This window comes from Ciceribacter sp. RN22, from assembly GCF_024054295.1.
In the GTDB taxonomy this organism is placed as follows: domain Bacteria; phylum Pseudomonadota; class Alphaproteobacteria; order Rhizobiales; family Rhizobiaceae; genus Allorhizobium; species Allorhizobium lividum.
On record NZ_JAMXLD010000026.1, the window covers coordinates 1 to 19,274 of the forward strand.

Annotated in this window: 14 protein-coding genes and 1 pseudogene; 2 read left to right on the forward strand and 13 right to left on the reverse strand. The window is 61.9% G+C overall.

The features are described from left to right. From NHF53_RS23225 to NHF53_RS23285, 12 genes and pseudogenes are all read right to left on the reverse strand, one after another. A partial coding sequence (locus tag NHF53_RS23225) for a beta strand repeat-containing protein (protein ID WP_374591325.1) occupies positions 1-2,621 on the reverse strand: 2,621 nt, incomplete at its 3' end. Between the two features lie 589 nt (positions 2,622-3,210). Then, entirely contained in the window at positions 3,211-3,486 is a 276-nt protein-coding gene (locus NHF53_RS23230) for a metalloregulator ArsR/SmtB family transcription factor (RefSeq protein ID WP_308218706.1), read from the reverse strand. Between the two features lie 997 nt (positions 3,487-4,483). Then, complete coding sequence (locus NHF53_RS23235; protein ID WP_252836320.1) at positions 4,484-4,891, reverse strand: hypothetical protein; 408 nt, start codon at positions 4,889-4,891, stop codon at positions 4,484-4,486. Positions 4,892-4,955: 64 nt separating this feature from the next. Next, positions 4,956-5,822: a SapC family protein gene (locus NHF53_RS23240; protein ID WP_252836321.1), complete on the reverse strand. Its 867-nt coding sequence runs from the start codon at positions 5,820-5,822 to the stop codon at positions 4,956-4,958. Continuing rightward, positions 5,819-6,559: an invasion associated locus B family protein gene (locus tag NHF53_RS23245; RefSeq protein WP_252836322.1), complete on the reverse strand. Its 741-nt coding sequence runs from the start codon at positions 6,557-6,559 to the stop codon at positions 5,819-5,821. Before NHF53_RS23245 ends, NHF53_RS23240 begins: the two co-directional genes overlap by 4 nt. A gap of 30 nt (positions 6,560-6,589) precedes the next feature. Further along, positions 6,590-7,084 carry a DUF4189 domain-containing protein gene (locus NHF53_RS23250; protein ID WP_252836323.1) on the reverse strand — a complete coding sequence of 165 codons (495 nt, stop codon included), beginning with the start codon at positions 7,082-7,084 and terminating at the stop codon, positions 6,590-6,592. A 20-nt stretch (positions 7,085-7,104) separates the two neighbouring features. Next, positions 7,105-7,674: a hypothetical protein gene (locus NHF53_RS23255; RefSeq protein WP_252836324.1), complete on the reverse strand. Its 570-nt coding sequence runs from the start codon at positions 7,672-7,674 to the stop codon at positions 7,105-7,107. 146 nt (positions 7,675-7,820) lie between these two features. Next, positions 7,821-8,414 carry an invasion associated locus B family protein gene (locus NHF53_RS23260; RefSeq protein ID WP_374591329.1) on the reverse strand — a complete coding sequence of 198 codons (594 nt, stop codon included), beginning with the start codon at positions 8,412-8,414 and terminating at the stop codon, positions 7,821-7,823. Positions 8,415-8,585: 171 nt separating this feature from the next. Beyond that, positions 8,586-9,395, reverse strand: coding sequence for a YadA-like family protein (locus NHF53_RS24355; RefSeq protein WP_254008044.1), 810 nt, complete (start codon positions 9,393-9,395; stop codon positions 8,586-8,588). A gap of 219 nt (positions 9,396-9,614) precedes the next feature. Beyond that, positions 9,615-13,835 (reverse strand): annotated as a pseudogene (locus NHF53_RS24215) (beta strand repeat-containing protein); the annotation flags it as partial. 21 nt (positions 13,836-13,856) lie between these two features. After that, positions 13,857-14,300, reverse strand: a complete 444-nt coding sequence (locus tag NHF53_RS23280; RefSeq protein ID WP_252836325.1) for a hypothetical protein — start codon at positions 14,298-14,300, stop codon at positions 13,857-13,859. After that, the gene (locus NHF53_RS23285) at positions 14,297-14,932 is read right to left on the reverse strand and encodes a helix-turn-helix domain-containing protein (protein ID WP_252836326.1); all 636 of its coding nucleotides are present in this window, start codon (positions 14,930-14,932) and stop codon (positions 14,297-14,299) included. Before NHF53_RS23285 ends, NHF53_RS23280 begins: the two co-directional genes overlap by 4 nt. 767 nt (positions 14,933-15,699) lie before the next feature. On the opposite strand from NHF53_RS23285, the gene NHF53_RS23290 reads away from it, so the two are divergent. Further along, a complete protein-coding gene (locus tag NHF53_RS23290) occupies positions 15,700-16,566 on the forward strand; it encodes a LysR family transcriptional regulator (protein ID WP_252836327.1) in 867 nt (288 codons plus the stop codon). A gap of 29 nt (positions 16,567-16,595) precedes the next feature. Here NHF53_RS23290 and NHF53_RS23295 read toward each other — a convergent pair whose 3' ends face one another. Then, positions 16,596-17,291 (reverse strand): response regulator transcription factor, encoded by a 696-nt coding sequence (locus tag NHF53_RS23295; RefSeq protein ID WP_252836328.1) that lies wholly within the window; start codon positions 17,289-17,291, stop codon positions 16,596-16,598. Positions 17,292-18,137: 846 nt separating this feature from the next. Between NHF53_RS23295 and NHF53_RS23300 the strand changes: the two genes are divergently transcribed. Next, the gene (locus tag NHF53_RS23300; protein ID WP_254008043.1) at positions 18,138-19,016 is read left to right on the forward strand and encodes a LysR family transcriptional regulator; all 879 of its coding nucleotides are present in this window, start codon (positions 18,138-18,140) and stop codon (positions 19,014-19,016) included. The last annotated feature ends 258 nt before the right edge of the window (positions 19,017-19,274 follow it).

The window sequence follows — 19,274 nt, forward strand, 5'->3', positions numbered from 1 at the left end:
CCGACCGACCAGGCGCCGTCGGCGATCGTCAGCTCGCCGCCCGAGACCGTCGCCACTTCCCAGTTGATGATGTCGGACCCGTTCGCCGTCACCGTCAACCCGGAAAGCGTCAGCTCGTCGACGAACCCGTCCGTGCCAGACGTGTCGTCCCCCCCGTCCAGGACCTGACTGCCGTCATATTCGCTCGCGCTGATCTCAACAGCATCCGAACCCGTCCCGCCCAGGAAGGACGAGAGCGTCCCGCTCGTCCAGTCGAGGCGATCGTCGCCCGTGCCGCCGTCGACGGCATTCGTCACCTTCGCACCGGAAAGCAAGACCAGGTCGTTGCCGTCTCCGCCGAACACGCTCGCTCCTATCGTACCGTTATAGAGCGCAATCGTGTCGTCACCGAGCTGGCCGTCGACGAGGCCGACCGTGCCCGTGGTCGCGATCGTGATCAGGTCGCTGCCGTCAGAGCCGGCGCTGACATCCTGGCCGTCGCCGCCGCCATAGACGCCGCCGGCGACGCTCGCATCGCCAAGAACCGACAGCGTGTCCTTGCCGCCCGCGCCTTCCACGACTGTCGCGACCTGCGCACTGTCGGTCACCGTGATTGTGTCGTTCGATACGCAGCCCTTGATGCTGCCGGCGGTCGTCGTGCCGCCGATCGTCATTGATCCGTCGCAGGTGTTCACTGCCGTAACCTGAGAGGCGCCGTCGATCGTCGTCTTGGAGCCAGTCGAGTTGACCGTCCCGGTGACCAGACCGGTAAGCACCGCAGTCGAATCCGTCACATTCGCTGTTTCGGTGACCAAGCCGGTAACCGTCATCTTCGAGCCGTCCGTGATGTTCACGACTTCCCAGTTGACGATATTGCCGCCATTGGCCGTCACCGTCAGTCCCGAAAGGGTGAGAACGTCGATCCAGCCGTCTGCGGAGGACGCATCGTCGCCGCCGTCGAGCATCTGGCTGCCGTCATAGGTCGACGCCGTAACGACCGCCGTGTCCGAACCGTTCTGGCCGCTGAAGCCGCCCGTCAGTGCGCCGCCCGTCCAGTTGAACACGTCATTTCCGTCCGCTGCACTCGCGGCCGCGTCGTCGCCGTAGATCGTGCCCGCATAGGTCCCCCCGGTCAGGTTGAACGTATCGTTACCGAGACCCAGTACGGCGTGCCCTGTCACGGTGCCCGCCGTCGTCACCACGACATCCCCGCCGATCTCGTCAGTGCCATCGACATTCAGGTCACCATCCCTGATCGCCAATCCCGACCGGCTGCCATCGACGATGACTCCGGCCGAAACATCGATGGTCCCGCCGGCTGCAGCTACGGTATGGATCCCTGTTCCATTCACTGTTCCATTCACTGTGCCACCGGCAATCGTCCCTGCGGTCACGTTGACATCAAAGATGCCGTTGTCGGCGCGCGCGAGGATGCCGTCAGAACCTATGCCGGAGACGTCTATGCTGCCGCTGGACAAGGTAACGATCGCGTCCCCTGCTCCGCGGTTATCCGCGTTGAGCCCGTGACTGTTGTTGCCGGTTGTCACGATTGTACCGCCGGTCATGGTCGTGATGGCATCCCCCTGACCCCAGGCAGGGGCAATGCGGGTGCGGACGCCATAAGACCCATTGCCCGTGGTCTCTATTTTGCCGCCTGACAGGATTCCGACAGCGTCGCCAAGTCCGTCGTTCGTTGCAAGAATGCCGTGGCCGCGGGCGGTTGTTATCGTACCTCCCCGCATCTCGGCGGTCGCTGTCGCCGTGCTTCCTGCATTGCCGACGCTGGCGGAAATGCCTCCTGACCCGGCGCCTGGAGTGGTGTTCGTGGTTGTGATGCTTCCGTCAACAAGGATCGCGGTGGCGTCACCGGTACCGTCCGTGACAGCCCTGAGACCGTCCGAGTCCGCGCCGTTGGTCACGACCGTGCCACCATTGATGGTCGCGGTCGCAGCCGCGGCATTGGTTGCTTCCGAGATGATCGAATAGACGCCAATTGTGGCGGCGCCGTTCGTCGTGACAATTCCTCCCGTCAAGGATGTCACCGCCGCGCCGCCCCCCTTCTGCTCAACGAAGACGCCATGACTGTTCACTCCATGTGTGGTGATTGCGCCGCCCGACATCGTTGCCGTTGCCGTAGCGGTATTCGCCACATTCGTGGAGAGCGCATATGCGCCATATCCACCCTCATCGACGGTGGTGATGGTGCCGTTTGCCAGCGTGACGGTGATCGCCCCCGCAGTACCCAGGTTGGAGGCCTTGAGACCGTAACTGGTTATACCGCTCGTGGAGATCGAACTGAACGTGGTGCCGTTGACGACGACATCGCCCGTATTGGAAGCGTCTCCCTCGGCCGAGACCCCCGTCGCGGCTAGCGGCCCGATCACGAGTGCAGGGTCGTTCACATTGACGATCAGGCCCGTCGAGGTGGAGTAGACGATGTCATCGGCAGGACCGGTCGTATAGGTCGTCGTATCGCAGGTCACCACGCCGCCGACCGGAAGTCCGCACTCATCTGCGGCCCGTACGGGTGCGACGCCCGCGAAGAGGGAGAAAGCGAGCGTGGCGGCGGGCAGAGCCAGGGCAGTCGACACCCAGCCGGTCGACGGTGCGAAGCTTGCCGCCTCGCCCTTCCTCTTGGTCATGCGACCGCCTCGCATCAAGATATTGTGGCGGATTGTATTCAGTATCTGTCCCGGCATGTCCCTGACTCCTTCAAGTTGAGATTGCGCGTGTCGAATGCGAATCAGTACACAACATTGAAGAAGGAGGCGGGATAAGCATGCTTATATGCAAATAAGTTAAGTATTAATACTTAACGAATACACTCATATTTACTTATATTCACTGGAATACTTTAGTACTTTCGTCTCTTTTTCTCGCCAGCGATGATGCACTTTATATATCCATTAATAAATACAAGGCATGTTGGATAATTTCGTCATGTTTACGCTAAAATAGATTGCCTGCGCCTATTCGAACAAGACAACAACACGCCTTGCCTCTGAGCCGACAGTTCTTCTCGGCGCATCTGTTCCATCTCACGGGATGTATATGCTTTCATTCCATCTCTTGGATCTTGCGCATGTTCCGGCGCGACACTCCCGATCACGTTCGCCGCTCACACATGACCTTGTCGCACCTGCCGCCCGCCGAGCCTTGCTACGATGGACGAGGGCCCCGTCAACGCGCCGTGAAGCGGACGTCGTTGCAAATGCGGGGGCGTAAGACACGTCATTGGTTCAACAGGTTGATGATCGCTCGTGCCCGCTCGGATACGAGGGAATAATAGATCACCTGCTTGTCCCGACGCGTTGCGACGATTCCGGCTTCCCGCAACCTCGTGAGATGCTGAGAGGCGGCCGACTGGCTCAGTCTCGCCGCCTTGACGAGCGCCCCCGCCGAAACCTCCGCATCCACCAGCGCTCGCAATATTGCAAGGCGCCGCGGGTTCGCCATGGCTGCAAGCAGCCTGTCCTCATCCTCTTCGATTTCGGTCTGCCGGAACACTCTCTCGATACCCCTTTCATATGTCGTGAGCCAGTGGCGGGTGCGCGGAGATCATAGCCCCTTCAAGGTCAGGCCATGCGCGCGGCCGCGCAACTCTCGCGATAAGTCGCTGCTGCTGTAGTCTTTCCGGTATGACATTCGTTTGACCGCTAATACGCAAATAATCGACCCTCATGGCAGATCGGCTGGCAGAGAAGACACCGTCCTTGCAACGCTGCCTGCTTCGGGCAAGCTTTGCCGGCTCCGCGAACGCTCCGTACGGTGTGTGCCGGATCGAAGCCAATACCGGCTGCCGCCGTGCGGCGCGCGGTCGGAAACGTGCGTCCTCAGTCAGTCCACTCAGATCGAGGCTCGCTGAAACATCCGCCTGCGACACGCGACGAGTGCACGATCGTCGAGCTTGAGGATTCCGCCGCCCTTCCTGGCAGATCTGCAGGGCCCCGGTCGCCAGTTCTCCGAAGTGTGGCGACGCTATCCGTTCGCGCAGGTGAGGCTTGCTCCGGCTCTCTTCCGCTGCGTCGCGTTTTGGTTTTGGCAATCCTACCCGGGCGGGAAGTCTCCTGCCGAAAGAACCGTGTTCGGAGCATGTCGACCGCCTCCCGCCGCCGTCAGACCGGGCCGACAAGTACGACGGAAACGACCCGCTGAGGAACAGGGTCTTCCCGCAAGCCGATCTCGTCGCCTGCAGGCGTAGCAGATCATCGGGACAGCATGCCTGCGCGGCGACCGCCGAGGAGACAGGACCGGGGATGCTGTATCCGCTCGGGGCCGGCTCCTACCCGTTTCGACGAGCGCCGCCGCGGTATGTACGTACCGCAAAGTCCGGCATGATCGTGCAGGTCGGATTGGCGCCCAGCTTCGGTGGCGAGAGGTGCCATCACATGGGTCAGCCGCTACCAATCGAACCGACGGAGAGGGCCACGACGCCCTTGGTCACCAGTCCGCGTACAAGGAGCGCCAGACCGGGCAAAGGTGCGCGGCGGCGATGGACGCGGCGTCATACACCTCCCTGCGCCCGTCTCAGAACGAACTGTTTTCCATCGGAATTGGTGCAGTTCATCTGGTTCGGGGCGACGTGCAGGCAACGGATTGCGAGCGGCGACTGGCGCACCATCGAGTAGCCGGAGATCTCGACCATACCGTCCTTGATCTCGTAATTGCCGCTGGCCAGTCTTGCCCTGCTGTCAGCGGCAACCGTCGTGAAAACGCCGTGTCTTAGCTGTGATACCGTAGCGCCTTCCGGACTGGTCCAACTCCCCTCAACCGACGGTCTGGCAGGACTGCGCAGAACTTTTGGCGGCCCGGGCATTACCCGTGGCGGCTCCGGTCGGATTGCCGCACAGGCAGCAAGGAGCAGGCTCAGAAGAACGGGTACGGCGTAGCGGGCAAACCGGATGCGTGCCACGCAGCATCCCCGCTGCCAGATGCCGCCAGGGGAGATCCCCGATCGGACGACGGGCGCGCACTGACTATAATGAGGCATCCGCTCTATCCCGATGTCTGGTTTCCGCACCGCTCTCCCGGTAGCCGTCTCCGCCGCGCAACGACGGCTTCGTCCGTTCGTTGGCTGCCGGCGCACCTGTCGCCACCATTTGCTGGAGATGGCGGAGGGAAAAGAGATGGGCGTAGATGAAACCCAGCGCGCCGGACCGCAGAAGATTGCCCAAGTCCGTGTCGGACAGCGCGCGCAGCCGCGCCTCCGAAACAACGCGGAACCCCTGGACGCCAACCGGTTCGCCTTCTGGACGGCCAAGCCGGATCTGCCCGTCCACCAGGAGATCGAGGGCGGAGAGTTCGGTCATCAGCGCCTCGGTCCGGCGAGCGACGATCTCGAAGTCCTTGCAGAACCGGATTGCTGCCTGCGTGGTCTGCGAGGGTTCTCCCTTGTCGAACAGATTGCCTTCTCCCGGCCTCTCCGAAATACACTCCGCCGAGGGATCGAAGCAGAGGGCGAGGCTCTCCGCATTGCGCGGGTTGCGCACCAGGAGAAACGGATAGCGACGCAGATAGGCTGGAATGTAGCTGCCTGCCTTCCAGCGACCATTCGCATCGACGAAACGATTTTTCTGTCCCGGCAGTCCCGTCAGGACCACGGGCATCGGCTTGGTCGTGGCCATGAATACGATGGGATAGTCGGCCTGAGCAAGTGCCGCCTCATCCGCCGTAACCGGGACCAGAATCGTCTCGGCCGCGAACCCGTAGCTTTCGTGAGGGACAATGACCGTACTGTCGTGCCGGTGGCGATCGAGCGCGACCAACGATCGGTAAAGCGGCGGCAAGGAGGGGATCGTCGCATCACCGGCATCGGTCATTGTCGTCTTTCGATTGTCTGTCATTGGTTGTTCTCCGTCTTTGCCCAAGAGCGATTCTTGGCCACCATGGCCTCCATCGCGGCCGTAAATCCCTTGAGGGAAACCGGGAAAATGAGTGGTTTGCCCTGACCGTTCAGCACCGCAATTATTCCGCGTCCACCACGGCGCAGCGGCTCGAGCCGGTCAGGCCCGAGGCGAGCCTCGATCTGGCATCCTGTCGGCAGACAGCGAGTGAACTTCAGATCCTTGATCTCGTCCTTGTCGTCGATCCGCAAGAGCGCTCCGCCGGAGACCAGGACACCCAGCGGTACGCCGATCTGCACGCCATATTCTTCCCGGCGGCCTGCATGGCCGATTGAGAAGACCATGACAGGTTGTCCATCCTTGTTGGAGACGACCTGCAACATGTCGCAGGGCGGTGCGTCGTTACGCTGGACGCAGCGGAGGGACCAGTCTCCGTACGCCTGGTTCCGGGTCCCATCTGTGCCTTGCGCCGATACGGCTCCCGCCGCCGCCAGCGTGAGCAGCAAGGTGAATACCGGTCGAGATACGCATCGCCATTCGTGTCGTTGCATCTGTTCATCCTCCCGGACGGTTTGCAGCCAATTTCTGAGAGCGTCCGCCGCGAGCCGTGACGGCGCCGCTGACTGGCTCAAGGTGCTCCAACGGAAACTCGAGCGCCGAGCGCCGGTTGCCTGCAAGCGAAGGACCGCCGGGAGTTCCAACCCGCCCGCCGCCTCGAACGCGAAGAGGAAAGCCATTGGGTTTCCTTGGTCGTGCCTGCGCGACGCTCAGGTGCAGACCCATTCGCGAATCTCGCATTCGTTCGCCTTGCCGCCGCAGCGGGCTGACGCCCTTTCCTCGGCGGCTTTCCGCGTCTCCCCGACAGCGGCGCCCCAGAACGCAGTATGATTCGGACCGAGCTCACCCACGGCGAGAGCGCCGCAATGGGCGTAGGGGAAGCCGGTCCCGTCATCATCATCCCAGTGACGGTGGTTCCGGAACACGGTCACGAGTTGGCAGTCCTTGCCGCCGGCGTTCTCGCAATGGCGAACGGCGAGGTCCTTTGCTTCTTCTTTCTTGTCGGCGCCCCAGAAGAAGCCGTGGCGGGTGTCTGCCCGCGAGTAGGCGATGGCACCCCAGATCCCCCGCTGCTCCTCAGGTGGTGTCGGCACCTCTTCAATAACGGATAGATCGGCCGCAACGGTGGCCAGAGGGACGGTGGCCAGAGGCAGGCCGAGGACCGATGCGATCAGCACGGTCACCATATCGCGTTTGATTGTCATGGGACTGCTCCTTCTTGGAATTATCCGGCCATCCGGGCCACTGAGACCACGACACAGGAGGCCCCGGTCGGAATCAGCAGGGCCTGGCCCGCATTGTTGGCGAGGTTGTAGAGCGGTGTTCCGGCGAGGGTTTCGGCCAGGCTGGATCCTTCCGGCAGTGTGCTTGCCATTTCCTCACAGGGTTTCGGAAACGGTGCCACGCGGACGAGGTTGCCTTCACAATTGTCTCCGACAGGAGATGCGAACACGACGCCTGCAGCCTGCCCTTTGTAGTCGGCCATGTCGTAAGTCATGCCTGCGACGGCCTGGACTGGATGGCTGTTCGGCGAGGAGTCGTTCCATTGCGTGTTGACCGCGTAGGAAGAACCGAGTGTCAGTGCCTTGCCGAGAACCGGGAAGAGCTGCGCGCAGGATCGGATACCGGCCTGCGCTATGTGCTCCTGGAACGGCGTCTCGGGCTGCGTCGACGCCGTTGTTGCCGGATCAGGCGAGAGCTGCGCCGGCGCATCGCCGATCAGGAATGTGCTGAGCTCCGGGTACCGGTAGAAGGCGAATCCCGTTCCGGCGATGAGGACAACAGCGCCGGCCATGGCGACTGCGGCTCGCCACGGTTTTCTGGTAGCGACGGCAGGATGAGGCGGCTCAACGATTGGTTCCGGCCCGACGGGCTCTTCGGCAATCTGCCGGGACATAATGCGTTCTCGGATCGAGAGTTGGGTCATTTCGCACCTTTTCATCAGTTGATTGCAGACAGCGCCTTGGCCAGCCCGCCGAGGGGAGCATCGACAACCGAGGGGGATCCGGGGGGAGATGGATAGGAAATGCGCGCGGTCGCATTCTTCCCGATCTGCTCGCGCAGGATCGGGCCGACCGGGACGTAGGCGACACAAACCGTCGCGTCGCAGTCCTTCACCGCAACATTCACGGGCTGCGCCTTGCCGGCGAAATTCAATGAGATCTTGCCGGACGGTCCGATGCTGGCAGGGACACGAAGGATCATGAACGGCTTGCCGTTTTCATCGGCCGCCATCGACCAGCTGAAAACTATCGCTCCAGCGCGGTCGACGAACGACTGGGTGATGTTGCAGACTTTGCGCTTCGCCTTCAGGTTCTCGTCGCAGATGAGGGTCCAGTTCTGGAAGGGCTGGATGATGCGTCTGTATTGCCCGAGGGGCACATCGGCGGGCACCACCACATCCGGCGGCTTCATCGCGTAGCTGGCCGGGTGCGCATCCTGGCCGACGGCGATCGGGCCGCCGGCCAGGAGCAGGCAGACCGCGGCCAGCATTGTGGGGACAGGAGCCTTGGTTCGCCATTTCAGGATCTGCATGTTATTTCCAACTACTGGTCTTCCGCGTCAGACGCGCCGCTCTCCTGCTAGGCGAGAGATTTGTGTCCTCCCGCGATGACAGGGGGCTCCCGACCAGCGGGGGCCGCTGGTCGGGAGCTAGCAGATCGCGCAAAGTTGGCGGCGACACGCGGTCTGCTATTTCGATGACGCTCAGTTCAGGGTGAAGCTCAGACCGGCGCCGACACCGACATGTCCGCCCGCGACGGTGCCGGAAACGTTCGCCCGCACACGCCCCTCTTCGCTCGTGTAACCGGCACCGAAGGCCAGAGCACCCTCGCCCCGCCAGACACCACCACCGATGGCGACGCTCGCCTTGCCGGGCCTGTCGTCGTAGCGCAACGACGCGGCCGCCAGACCGATCGCAGCGGCCTGCCTCGCCTCGCCACGCACTTCGCCCAGTTCCTGGTTGAGCTGACCGAATTTATAGTCGGTGTAGGCGTTGGCCTTGTTCAGCGTCGTTGCACCAACCTGGTCGGAGTAGGTGTTGGCCTGATCGATCGCCCAGGTGACCTTCGTGTCGGTGTAGGCATTGGCACTGACGACGCCGTCCTTGAGCTGCTTGACATTCACAGCGTCGGTGTCCGCGACGCCCGTGGCCAGGTTGCTGAGCAGTACCGGGGCGTTTGGATCACCCCCCTTCAGCGTGACCGAGTTCAGTTTGTTGCCCGACGAGTCGGTATCGTACTGGACGGCATTAGCCGACTGGCTGTCGAGCGCCCCGAGTGCATCGCCGACATTGGTGTAGCTGTTCCCGGCGATATTGTAGGTCGGCGCCGATACCGTACCATCCGTGTTGACCACCGATCCGCCTCCCAGATTGGTCGCAACGCTCTGGCTGACGCCATAGAGTTGAGTTCCGTTGATGGCGTCGGCGGAGATGGAGGAGACGGTGCCGGCCGCAAGGTTGGTGAGCTTCTGAGCAGCGCCGGGGTCAGTCCCCGTACCGCCCGTTTCTGTCAACGCCGTCTCGTTGGCGTTGCCTGTGCGCTGCACCACACCAGAGGAACCATTCTGGATGCTGGTGAGACCGCCGCTGACTGCGGAGAAGGCCTCCGTCACGGTCGTGTAGGTGGTACCCTGGACGTCGAAGCTTGCACCGGAAACCGTTCCCGTCGACGGATCGTAGGTGGCGTTGCCGCCGATGATGCCGGCGATGGAGGTGCCCGCCTCGTCGACCTTGTTGTCGACCGTTTCGATCGCCCGGACGGCCGCATAGAGCTGGCTGCCGTTGACGGCATCGGTCGAGGAGCCGGAGACCTGTCCGGCAGCGACATTGGTGATCGTCCGCTCCGAGCCGGCGGCGCCGACGCTGACGGTCCCGACCGGGGGGGTTGTTCCGGCGAACGTGTAGTTGGCGCCGGCGACGGTCATGCCTGTAGTGGCGGTCGCTCCATTGGCAACAGAACCGGATCCGAGCGCGACATCGTTTGCTCCGCCCGCATTGGCACCGTTACCCATTGCGACGGCATTCGTTCCGGAGGCTACGGATGCAGGACCGACCGCAACGCTGTCAGCACCCGTCGCCTGGCTGTCCGCCAGGGTCGAATTCGCATGGAAGTACTTGATGCCGCCGCCATTGTTGATCGTCGTCAGGTTGCCGTCCACCGCCGAGAAGGCATCATAGACCGTGTTGTAGTTGCCGCCCTGCACGACATAGGTCGGGCCGGTGACCGTGCCATCCGCGTTGACTGTCGATGCGCCGCCGAGATTGGTCGCAACGCTCTGGCTGACACCGTAAAGCTGCGAACCGTTGACGGCCTCTGTCGACGTGGAAGACACCGTGCCATCCGCAAGATTCGCGACAACCGTGCCGTTGCCGGACCCGTCGCCGGCCAGCGTCACCTTGCCATAGTTGACTTCGCCGGGATCGACGATGCCGTCGCTGTTGGCATCGTTCCAGTCGTACTTGACGGCGAGCTGATCCGTATTGCCGATCGCCTGTGTCGCGGCGAAAAGCTGCGAGCCGTTGACGGCATCGGTGGAGGTCGCATTGACCGCCCCCGGAGCGACATTGGCAATCACCATCGAGCCTGCGTCGATGCCTGTGGTCGTCACGCTCGGGCCGCCGACAATCGAGAGGCCGGTGGAGGTCACGCTCGTCGCATTGGTGCCGTCATCGATCGTCAAGCCGGTCGTATCGAGCAGGCTGTTGCCCACTGTCAGGCTGTTGCCAATCACGACGTCGCTTGCGAGATCGAAGGTGACGTCGTTGCTCGCCGTCGTCTTGGCGACGACGATGTTGCCGTCGTTGTTCGACAGATCGACCGAGGTTCCGGTCGTGCTGCTGGCCCCGACATTGGTGGCGTTCGCCCCTTGCGCGGAAATGTCCCAACCCGCCGTCGCGCTGGCGTTCACCGCCGTCAGGGCATCCTGCACATTGGTATAGGAAGTGCCGCTCACGTCGAGACCGGCCGTGACCGTGTCGGTCAGCGGATCATAGCTCGACGTGCCCCCAAGCGAGGTCGCCACGCTCTGACCCAAATTGTCGAGGCCAGCGCCGACTGCCGTCAACTGGCCGACATTGACGGCATCTGTCGCAGCCACGCCTGCCGCCACATTGGTGATCGACGTGCCGTTCATGTTGAGCCCGGCTGCGTCGAAGACCTGGCCGCTGGAGAGCGACAGGCTGTCGGCCAACAGATCCGGCGTCGTGGCAATGGTAATGTCTGCGCCCGACCGCGTAATGGCGACGTTCTGACCGTCAAGGAACTGGACCGTGCCGCCGGGAGCGACATTGGTCGCGACATCACCGTTCGACTGGACGTTCCAGCCGGCAGTCGCGCTGGCGTTCACCGCAGTGAGGGCATCCTGCACATTGGTGTAGGAGGTGCCGCTCACATCGAGACCAGCCGTGACCGTATCAGTCAGCGGATTGTAACTCGATGTGCCGCCGAGCGAGGTGGCCACGCTCTGACCAAGGTTGTCGAGGCCGGCACCGACCAGGTTGAGCTGGTCGACATTGACGGCATCAGTCCCGGCGACGCCCGGCGCGACATTGGCGATCACCATCGAGCCTGCGTCGATGCCTGTGGTCGTCACGCTCGGGCCACCGACAATCGAGAGGCCGGTGGAGGTCACGCTCGTCGCATTGGTGCCGTCATCGATCGTCAAGCCGGTCGTATCGAGCAGGCTGTTGCCCACTGTCAGGCTGTTGGCGACCACGACGTCGCTTGCGAGATCGAAGGTGATGTCGTTGCTCGCCGTCGTCTTGGCGACGACGATGTTGCCGTCGTTGTTCGACAGATCGACGGAGGTTCCGGTCGTGCTGTTGGCCCCGACATTGGTGGCGTTCGCCCCTTGCGCCGAGACGTCCCAGCCCGCCGTCGCGCTGGTGTTCACCGCGGTCAGGGCATCCTGCACATTGGTGTAGGATGTACCGCTCACATCGAGACCGGCCGTGACAGTGTGGGTAAGCGGGTTATAGGCAGAGGTGCCGCCGAGCGAGACCGCTGTGCTGTTGCCCAGCGTATCGAGATTTGTCCCGAGCGCCGTTACGGCCTGGTTTGTGGCATAGAGTTGCGAGCCATTGATCGCATCCGTCGAGCCGGCACTGATGCGACCTGCCGCCACATTGGTCACGGTGCGTTCGGCGCCGGCCGCGCCGACACTGACGGTGCTTGCCGGCGTCGTACCGGCAAAAGTGTAGGCGACACCATCGACGGTCGCGCCGCCCGTACCGACGGCCGCAGCCGTCACACTGCCGGAGCCGAGCGCCACCGCGTTGGCCTGGTTCGCGGTCGAGCCCGACCCGAGGGCGATGCTGTTGCCGGCTCCCGCCGTTGCGGAGGCGCCCATGGCGATCGCGCCGCCTGAATTGGAAAACGAACTGTCGCCCATGGCGATCGCAGCATCGCCGAGGGCGCGGGATCTGTTACCGAACGCGACGGCACCTTGTCCGGTCGCAGTGCTGATTGCACCTGCTGCGACGGCGCCGAGGCCACTCGCATTATTTTGCAAGCCGATAGCAACGGCCCCATCCATGCTCGACGAGCTGCCGAGACCGACCGAAACGGAAGCACCGGAAACAGTGGTGGCGCTGCCGATGGCGACCGAGTTGTCACTCTGTGCGGTCGCCCCGTTACCGAGGGCAACGGAGGAAAGTCCGACTGCATTGGCATTCGGTCCGGCGGCCAGCGCGTTGATGCCGGTGGCACCGTCGTTGTTGTAGTTGCCCTGTGCCGTGCCTCCGTCGTTCACGCTGAAATACTGCGTGGTTGCGGCGGCCTGTGCTGCCTTCAACTGAGCAAGATTGACTGCATCGGTATCCGCCGAACCTGCAGCAACACCGGTGATCTGCCGGGTGACGCCGGTGGCGGCGTTGCCGACGCTCACGGCACTGCGGGTCGAAAGCCAGGTGGCGCCCGTATCGGTCGAGGCGAGGCCGGTGGCCGGGTCATAGCCTGGGACGCCGGCAGCGGCTTCGGCCGTTGAATCGGTACCCAGCACCACCGCCCCATCGAAGCCGGCACCCACGGTGACATTATTGCCGAGGACCAGGGCATTACTGGAGTTCAGGGTGCTGCCGTTGCCGATGATGAAGCTGTTGTCAGCAGTAAGATTGTCGGTATTGCCGATCACGCCGTTGGAGTTTCCAATCACCATATTGGCGTTGCCCGAAACATGGTTATCGATACCCATGACGGTATTGGCGTCGCCGGTGACGATGGAACGGTCTCCGCTAACCTGATTGCCGTTGCCGATGCTGACGGCGCTGACACCATCGGTGAGCGCGTCCGTGCCGATGGCAATCGCGTTCTGGCCGAGAGCGTTCGCACGTGTGCCGATAGCGGTACCATCCTGGGTAAAAGCCCGGGAGCTCAGGCCAATGGCGGTAGCCCCCGACACACCGGTTGCGCGAGCGTCGGCTCCCAGCGCGAGGTTGTACGAGCCTGTGGCTCTGGCTGAAACACCAATTGCGGTGGCGCTGTCGCCGTTGGATACAGCCTGGCAACCCATTGCAATGCCGCCAGTGAGTGCGGCGCCGATAACTGTGGCCTGCGCCGTGCAGCCAGCCTGGCCGCTGATAGCGATCTGTCCACCAGCGGCATTCGCCGTCGTGCCACCGCCAATGGTGGTGGACGCCATTGCCGGCGTCGCGAACTGCACCGTCAGTGCAGCCAGCGCCACGCCCGCATAGAGCCCGCGTGCGCCGCCGAAGCCCGAGAAAAATCCGAGGGGTGCCGAAACGATGCCGGACAGACCGCCCGCGCCGAGCGCACCCAGGCCCAGCCGGTCATGCCTGCACCCCAGGACACGATGGGCCAGGCGCAGCGCCGCCATCAGCCGTCGACGGAGCGAGCGGCTGTCTTCATCGGCACCCGGAACCCAGTTGCCGGCGAAGCGTGCGGATTCACGGATCGCAATCTTGCGGGAATGTTCAGTCGAAGAAATCGTCATCATGGCGTTCTTGCCTTCTACGCATTAATTGATCTGACGGCCGGCGGTTGTCGCCGGGGTGGCCTCGTGCCGGTGTTCGGTGTTTGGATGTTGCATGCGCCGGATGTCGTCGCATTGCATGAAGAGTGCGTGGCCATCCTTGTGGCCGATACCCTCGATGGCTTTCAGGGCGCCGGAAAACCAGTCGCCCTCCGTCGAGGGTGCGATGTCGATCGCGGCATCTGTCCGGTCGGGCGGCAGCGCGGCGAGAAGGTGCGTACGGACAGCCTTCAGATGTGACGCGGGCGGTCCATCCTCGTAGAATGGCGTGGTAAGTCCCAGCACATAGAAGGCCAGCAGTTGGTCACGCTGCGCCTCCGGCACCGTGTTGCCATAACGCTCCTTCATGGCCCCGGCGGCGCGGACGACCCGTCGGTTGAGTTCAGAAGAAAGATCGTGCGGATCGATCCGGACCGAATGTGCGTTCATTCGCCCCCCTCGCGCTGGCCGCCCCACAGCGCGCGAAGCTTTTCGCGCATCACATCGGCGGTAATATCGAGCATGGAGGCCGCGCGCGTCGCGTTGCCGCGGCAATGCAGGAGCGTTTCCAAGAGCAGCGCGCGCTCGACGTCCTTAAAGCTCATGCCAACCAGAGCCGGCATGGCGGGCTGCCGCGCGTGCAGCCCTGCACCGCATTGCGCACGCAACAGACGGCCCGCGATGTGGGCAGCCATACGCTCCTTGCTTCGGGTTATGAAAACCGCCGCATCGTCGGCCTCGACGAATGTGAAGCGGCCGGTCTCGGCGCCGACGCAGATCGAACCGTGCGAGGCGACGCGAATGACGGGAACCGGCGCACTCTCGAGCGTCAGGGGCACACCCTGATTGGAATCGCTGCCTCCGAGCAGCACGCACAAGTCCGCATAGAGAGCCTGAAGCCTCTCCATCAATGCGGTACGCAAGCCCGCGTCGATCTGGCGCGGGGCAGGCACGCGGCGAGGGTTCCCCTGTCCGGCAGATGACGGTGCGACAGGGGATGTCGGCCGCCGGGAAGTGGATGGAGTTTCGGTGCCGAAGTCAGGCAGTACCAAGTAGAGCGGATTGGAAGGATGTGCACTCATGAGCGAACCCTCCACTGCAAGCAATAGTAGATTTGCCGCAATCTGAATCGGTAACGGTGGCTGACGGGAAAATCATCCTCGTCAGAGGCATTTCGCCGCCGCTCAGTTTCGCCTCGTCTCATTTGCCATCCCTTATCGCAGTAAGCCGGAGTGCGAGGATGTGACAACTGATCGTCGCTAATTAGCAAATAAGCAGAATTGAGTCGCCTGCGCCCGGGCTGCGCTTATTTCCGTCAACAGGAGGAGAGCGATCTATCGTGTGCGAGAAAGCAGCACCCTGGAAATGCGGTGGCAAGTCGACGCGGCATTGCCGGAGCTGAAAAGAAAATTGAAAAAATGACGTATTTTCAATTGTAAAGCGGAACTTCAGCTTGACTGCGGATGACTTTTTTTGGGCCGATCAATGATCGCGGAAGGGCCGGAATCGCAAAACGCGCCCTCCCGGCACCACCATCGGCCTAGAGCAAACGCGGCGCTATTGCCCGTCGACACCATCATTTGCTCGCCTGGCGGCAAGGGGTAGACGTGCCGTCCGATCTCCGGACGGTAATACGTCATTAACCATTAGTATAAATTTTCCCACCCTGCGGAACAGGATCGCCCGAGGCAAAGGCAAAACGCAACTCCTGATACGCATATCACTTATTTGCCAATAAGTAATCAAGGTTAACAAACTCCGAACTGTTCTAACGGTGATTCCAGCTCAGCGTTTCCGAAAATCGCCACGCGGAACGCTTGCAGCATGCAACAGATTCGAGGGGGACAGAATGGGCAGATACGAGAGTTTGGAACGGCTGTCGTTGGGGACGATCCGATGCGTACGTGAGGTTCTGGCCTGCCAGAGCGTGTCCGGAGCAGCAGAACGGCTCGGGATTACGCAGCCTGCCGTATCACAGCAGGTGGCTCGCTTCGAAAAATTGTCCGGCATCCCCATCATCACACGCAACGGCAATAATTTCGTGGTTCGTTCGGATGCCGTCGCCGGCCTCATTGCGACGATCGTGGAGGCCGAGAACACATTACGCAACATTGCCCGCGGGGAAAGCAGGACAAAGCCCCGGCTCGGAATCTGCGACTACATTGCGGCGCAATATTGCTATGCGATCGAGCAGTATACGCAATTGAGCCGTGATTTCGACATCCATGTCGGTCGGCCCGCCAGTCTGATCGAGATGTTCAACCGTGGGGAGATCGACGTCGTTGTGCGGGGGCTCTTCCACCATGAAAGCGCGACCGAACTGATGACGGAGGTGCCGCTGGTCTGGGTCGGCGCGTGCAAGCCCTGGACCGACCAGGGGAGCGACCCGAACGAACCCTTGCCGGTGATCCTTGAAACGAACCAGTCGCCCTACGCCTACTATGGCGAACGGCTGCTGCAGGAGGCGCGCACGCCTTACAGGGTCGTCGCGCGCATTGACGACCATCTGGTCCGCTCCCACTTCGTTGCGGCCTGCCTCGCGTGCACCGCCATTCCGAAATTCCTGATGCGCTCCCTGCCCGCCCAGACCGTGAAACTTCCACGTATCCCCAACGTCGCGCATGTCCGTTTTGGTCTATTCTATAATAAGAAGAGCATGCCTTACAAAGGAGCTGAACGAATCTTCGACAACCTCGCGGCACAGATCAGCGTTTGACGGGCTTGCCGAAGCCGACCGGGTCTTCCTCAAATCACGCGAATATACTGAAGGAGCGTGTAGCCGTGCCGCCATTGTGTCGCGATCAGGTCGGTCCATTCCTCGGAGGCGGCGGCAAGCTTGGCCCGCAAGCGATGCACCAGAACGTCGAGACGCTTGTCGGTCAGTGATTGATCACCTTCCCAAAGGGCGCGCTCGACTTCCTGTCGCGTCGCGGACTGGTTCGGGGCCTGTGCAAGGCAGGCCAGAAACCAGCATTCCAGCGTTGTCAGCCTGACGATTGTTCCGTTCTCTCCCGTCAGAAGCTGGCGGCCCTTGTCGAGTGTGGTTGGCGAGGGTGCGGACGGAAGGCGCGATGCGACCCGCCATATGACGGCTATCAGTTCATCGAGGTTGACCGGTTTGGTGAGATAGATATCCGCGCCTGCCCTGACACCATCAATGCGGTCCTGTTCGCTCGCCCTGGCGGTCAGCGCCACGATACGAAGATCCTCGTGCGCCGCCAGGCGACGAGCGATAGAAAGACCATCCTCGCCCGGCAGGATCATATCGAGCAAGATGACGCCGCGGGTACCTTCCGCTAGCAAACGGTCGAGCGCGATAGCCGAATCCGCGAGATGGACGACAAAGCCGGCGAACTGGAGAGCGAGGCGCATCTCGGATGCGAGTTCAATGTCATCCTCGACGAGGATGACATTGAGCGGCGGCCTTTCGCGTTCATTCATTCGGGTATCCATATCGAGAACTGGTCTTTCTTAGGTCGGTGTCCATTGCGTCCCCGGCATGCAGTTCTGCTGCCCCGGCGCTGCCAGCAGCGTTTCTAAGCTTGTTCTTCCAATTCACCCGAGGCCGACTTTCGTAGAAAGCCGGCCCGTTGCCGGCCCCGCGAAATGCGATGCCGGTTCGACTCCTCCCCACCTTTCCCGAGAGCATCGACCTTGACCGGGGCTGGTATTCCACTCGCCGTCCTGATCGCAACGACGCCGGGCGAAATTTTACCACGAGCCTGTGACAGGAGACCAAGGCGGGTTGCGTTTCGACAGAGGGCCGCAGCCGCGATGACGGCAATCGGCATGGAAAGCTGGACCTGCCGTTGGCTCCCGCGTCCCGTCGATTTCCGACAACTGTTCCTCCGCGACATACGCCGGAAACGACGCGGCAGCACAACTGCCGCCAGCGGTAAGAAGGAAGATGAGGAGGAGATGCATACAGGATGTTTGCATCCTCCTCTTGGCGAGCGGGTGGCGCCGGGGCCGCGGATCGCCGGTTCTCGCAACCAAAATCAAGAGACAACTGGCACATCGGGCTCAACGCTAAGGTCACAGGCAAGGGAATCAAAAAGTACCAGTGTAACCTAATATAACCTTTAATGACGATTTGGAAGATTGCAAAGTTACTGTCTCTATTTGAGAATGCGTCCCCAGGGGGCATATGATCCACGCAACATCGAAGCAAAAATATCGCTCTCCGCGTATATCGCGGCGACTAGGTCGTCTTGGCAAATGTAGCCGACAATAGCGGTCGCGAATGAATACCGTATCAGTATCGCGTAACTTAGGACGTATCCGGAAATGCGTAACTCCGACAAATCAGAGCGTATCTCACTAGGGACAATTCGACACGTTCGGGCAGTTCTCGCCTGCAAGAGTGTGAAAGTGGCTGCAGAGCAGTTAGGTGTCTCCCAGCCCGCCGTGTCTCAACAAATTGCCCGTTTCGAGAGACTCTCCGGGATCTCGATCATCTCGCGAAACGGCAACAGCTTCAGCGTCCGTTCCGATGCCGTTGCCGGCCTGATTGCAACCATCGTGGAAGCCGAGAACAGCTTACGCGGCATCGCGCGGGCCAGCGAGAAAACAAAACCTCGGCTGGGCCTGTGCGACTACGTAGCAGCCCGTTACTGCCACGCCATTGATCACTACCTCGAACTGGGGCAGGAATACGAAATACACGTTGGCCGCCCCTCCAGTCTCGCCGAAATGTTCGGCCGCGGTGAGCTTGACGTCGCGGTGCGCCCGCTTTTTCATCACGAGAGCACGCCTGAGCTCATGGCCGAAGTGCCGCTGGTATGGGTGGGGGCCTCCGAGTCATGGACCAGAGGCGACGGAGATCGGAGCAAACCTATCCCAGTTGTCCTGGAAACCAGTCAATCGCCCTATACCTATTATGCCGAACGACTGCTTGATGAGGCGCGGACGCCCTATACGATCCTTGCCAGAGTCGACGACAATATGGTGCGCTCACATTTCCTGACCGCGGGCCTCGGCTGCGCCGCGATTCCCAAGTTCATCCTGTGCTCAATGCCCGGCAAGGCCGCGAAGCTGCCGCGGATCCCCAATATGGCGCCAGTACGCTTCGGCGTTTTCCACAACAGCAAGACCATTCCCTTCAAGGCAGCTGAGACCATCTTTGCGAAGCTGAACGACGGAATATTTGCACCGGCGGGTGCCTAGCGCGCAGTTCACCTGCGCTCGAGGCGTGATCAGGCCCCGTCAATTGACATTCTTGAGAACCCGTGTCCGTCCGGCATACCTCGGACCCGGACGATGTCGGTCCGCAAGCCTTCACGGTGCTGCATTTCGGCGATCGAATTCAGTGCTTGAGCGGACAGGATCGGCGCGACCGGCAGAATGCAATTCGCGATTGGCTCAACGTCACAGCTTTCGGACAAGAACCATGAGGGTCGGAATGTTGATTCAGCTGCAAAACGA

What these genes read in the sequence shown, in the direction of transcription:
- NHF53_RS23240 (WP_252836321.1), bottom strand. Translation starts at nt 5,822, where the DNA reads ATGACAGACAATCGAAAGACGACAATGACCGATGCCGGTGATGCGACG.
- NHF53_RS23245 (WP_252836322.1), bottom strand. Translation starts at nt 6,559, where the DNA reads ATGGCTTTCCTCTTCGCGTTCGAGGCGGCGGGCGGGTTGGAACTCCCG.
- NHF53_RS23250 (WP_252836323.1), bottom strand. Translation starts at nt 7,084, where the DNA reads ATGACAATCAAACGCGATATGGTGACCGTGCTGATCGCATCGGTCCTC.
- NHF53_RS23255 (WP_252836324.1), bottom strand. Translation starts at nt 7,674, where the DNA reads ATGGCCGGCGCTGTTGTCCTCATCGCCGGAACGGGATTCGCCTTCTAC.
- NHF53_RS23260 (WP_374591329.1), bottom strand. Translation starts at nt 8,414, where the DNA reads ATGCAGATCCTGAAATGGCGAACCAAGGCTCCTGTCCCCACAATGCTG.
- NHF53_RS23280 (WP_252836325.1), bottom strand. Translation starts at nt 14,300, where the DNA reads ATGAACGCACATTCGGTCCGGATCGATCCGCACGATCTTTCTTCTGAA.
- NHF53_RS23285 (WP_252836326.1), bottom strand. Translation starts at nt 14,932, where the DNA reads ATGAGTGCACATCCTTCCAATCCGCTCTACTTGGTACTGCCTGACTTC.
- NHF53_RS23290 (WP_252836327.1), top strand. Translation starts at nt 15,700, where the DNA reads ATGGGCAGATACGAGAGTTTGGAACGGCTGTCGTTGGGGACGATCCGA.
- NHF53_RS23295 (WP_252836328.1), bottom strand. Translation starts at nt 17,291, where the DNA reads ATGAATGAACGCGAAAGGCCGCCGCTCAATGTCATCCTCGTCGAGGAT.
- NHF53_RS23300 (WP_254008043.1), top strand. Translation starts at nt 18,138, where the DNA reads ATGCGTAACTCCGACAAATCAGAGCGTATCTCACTAGGGACAATTCGA.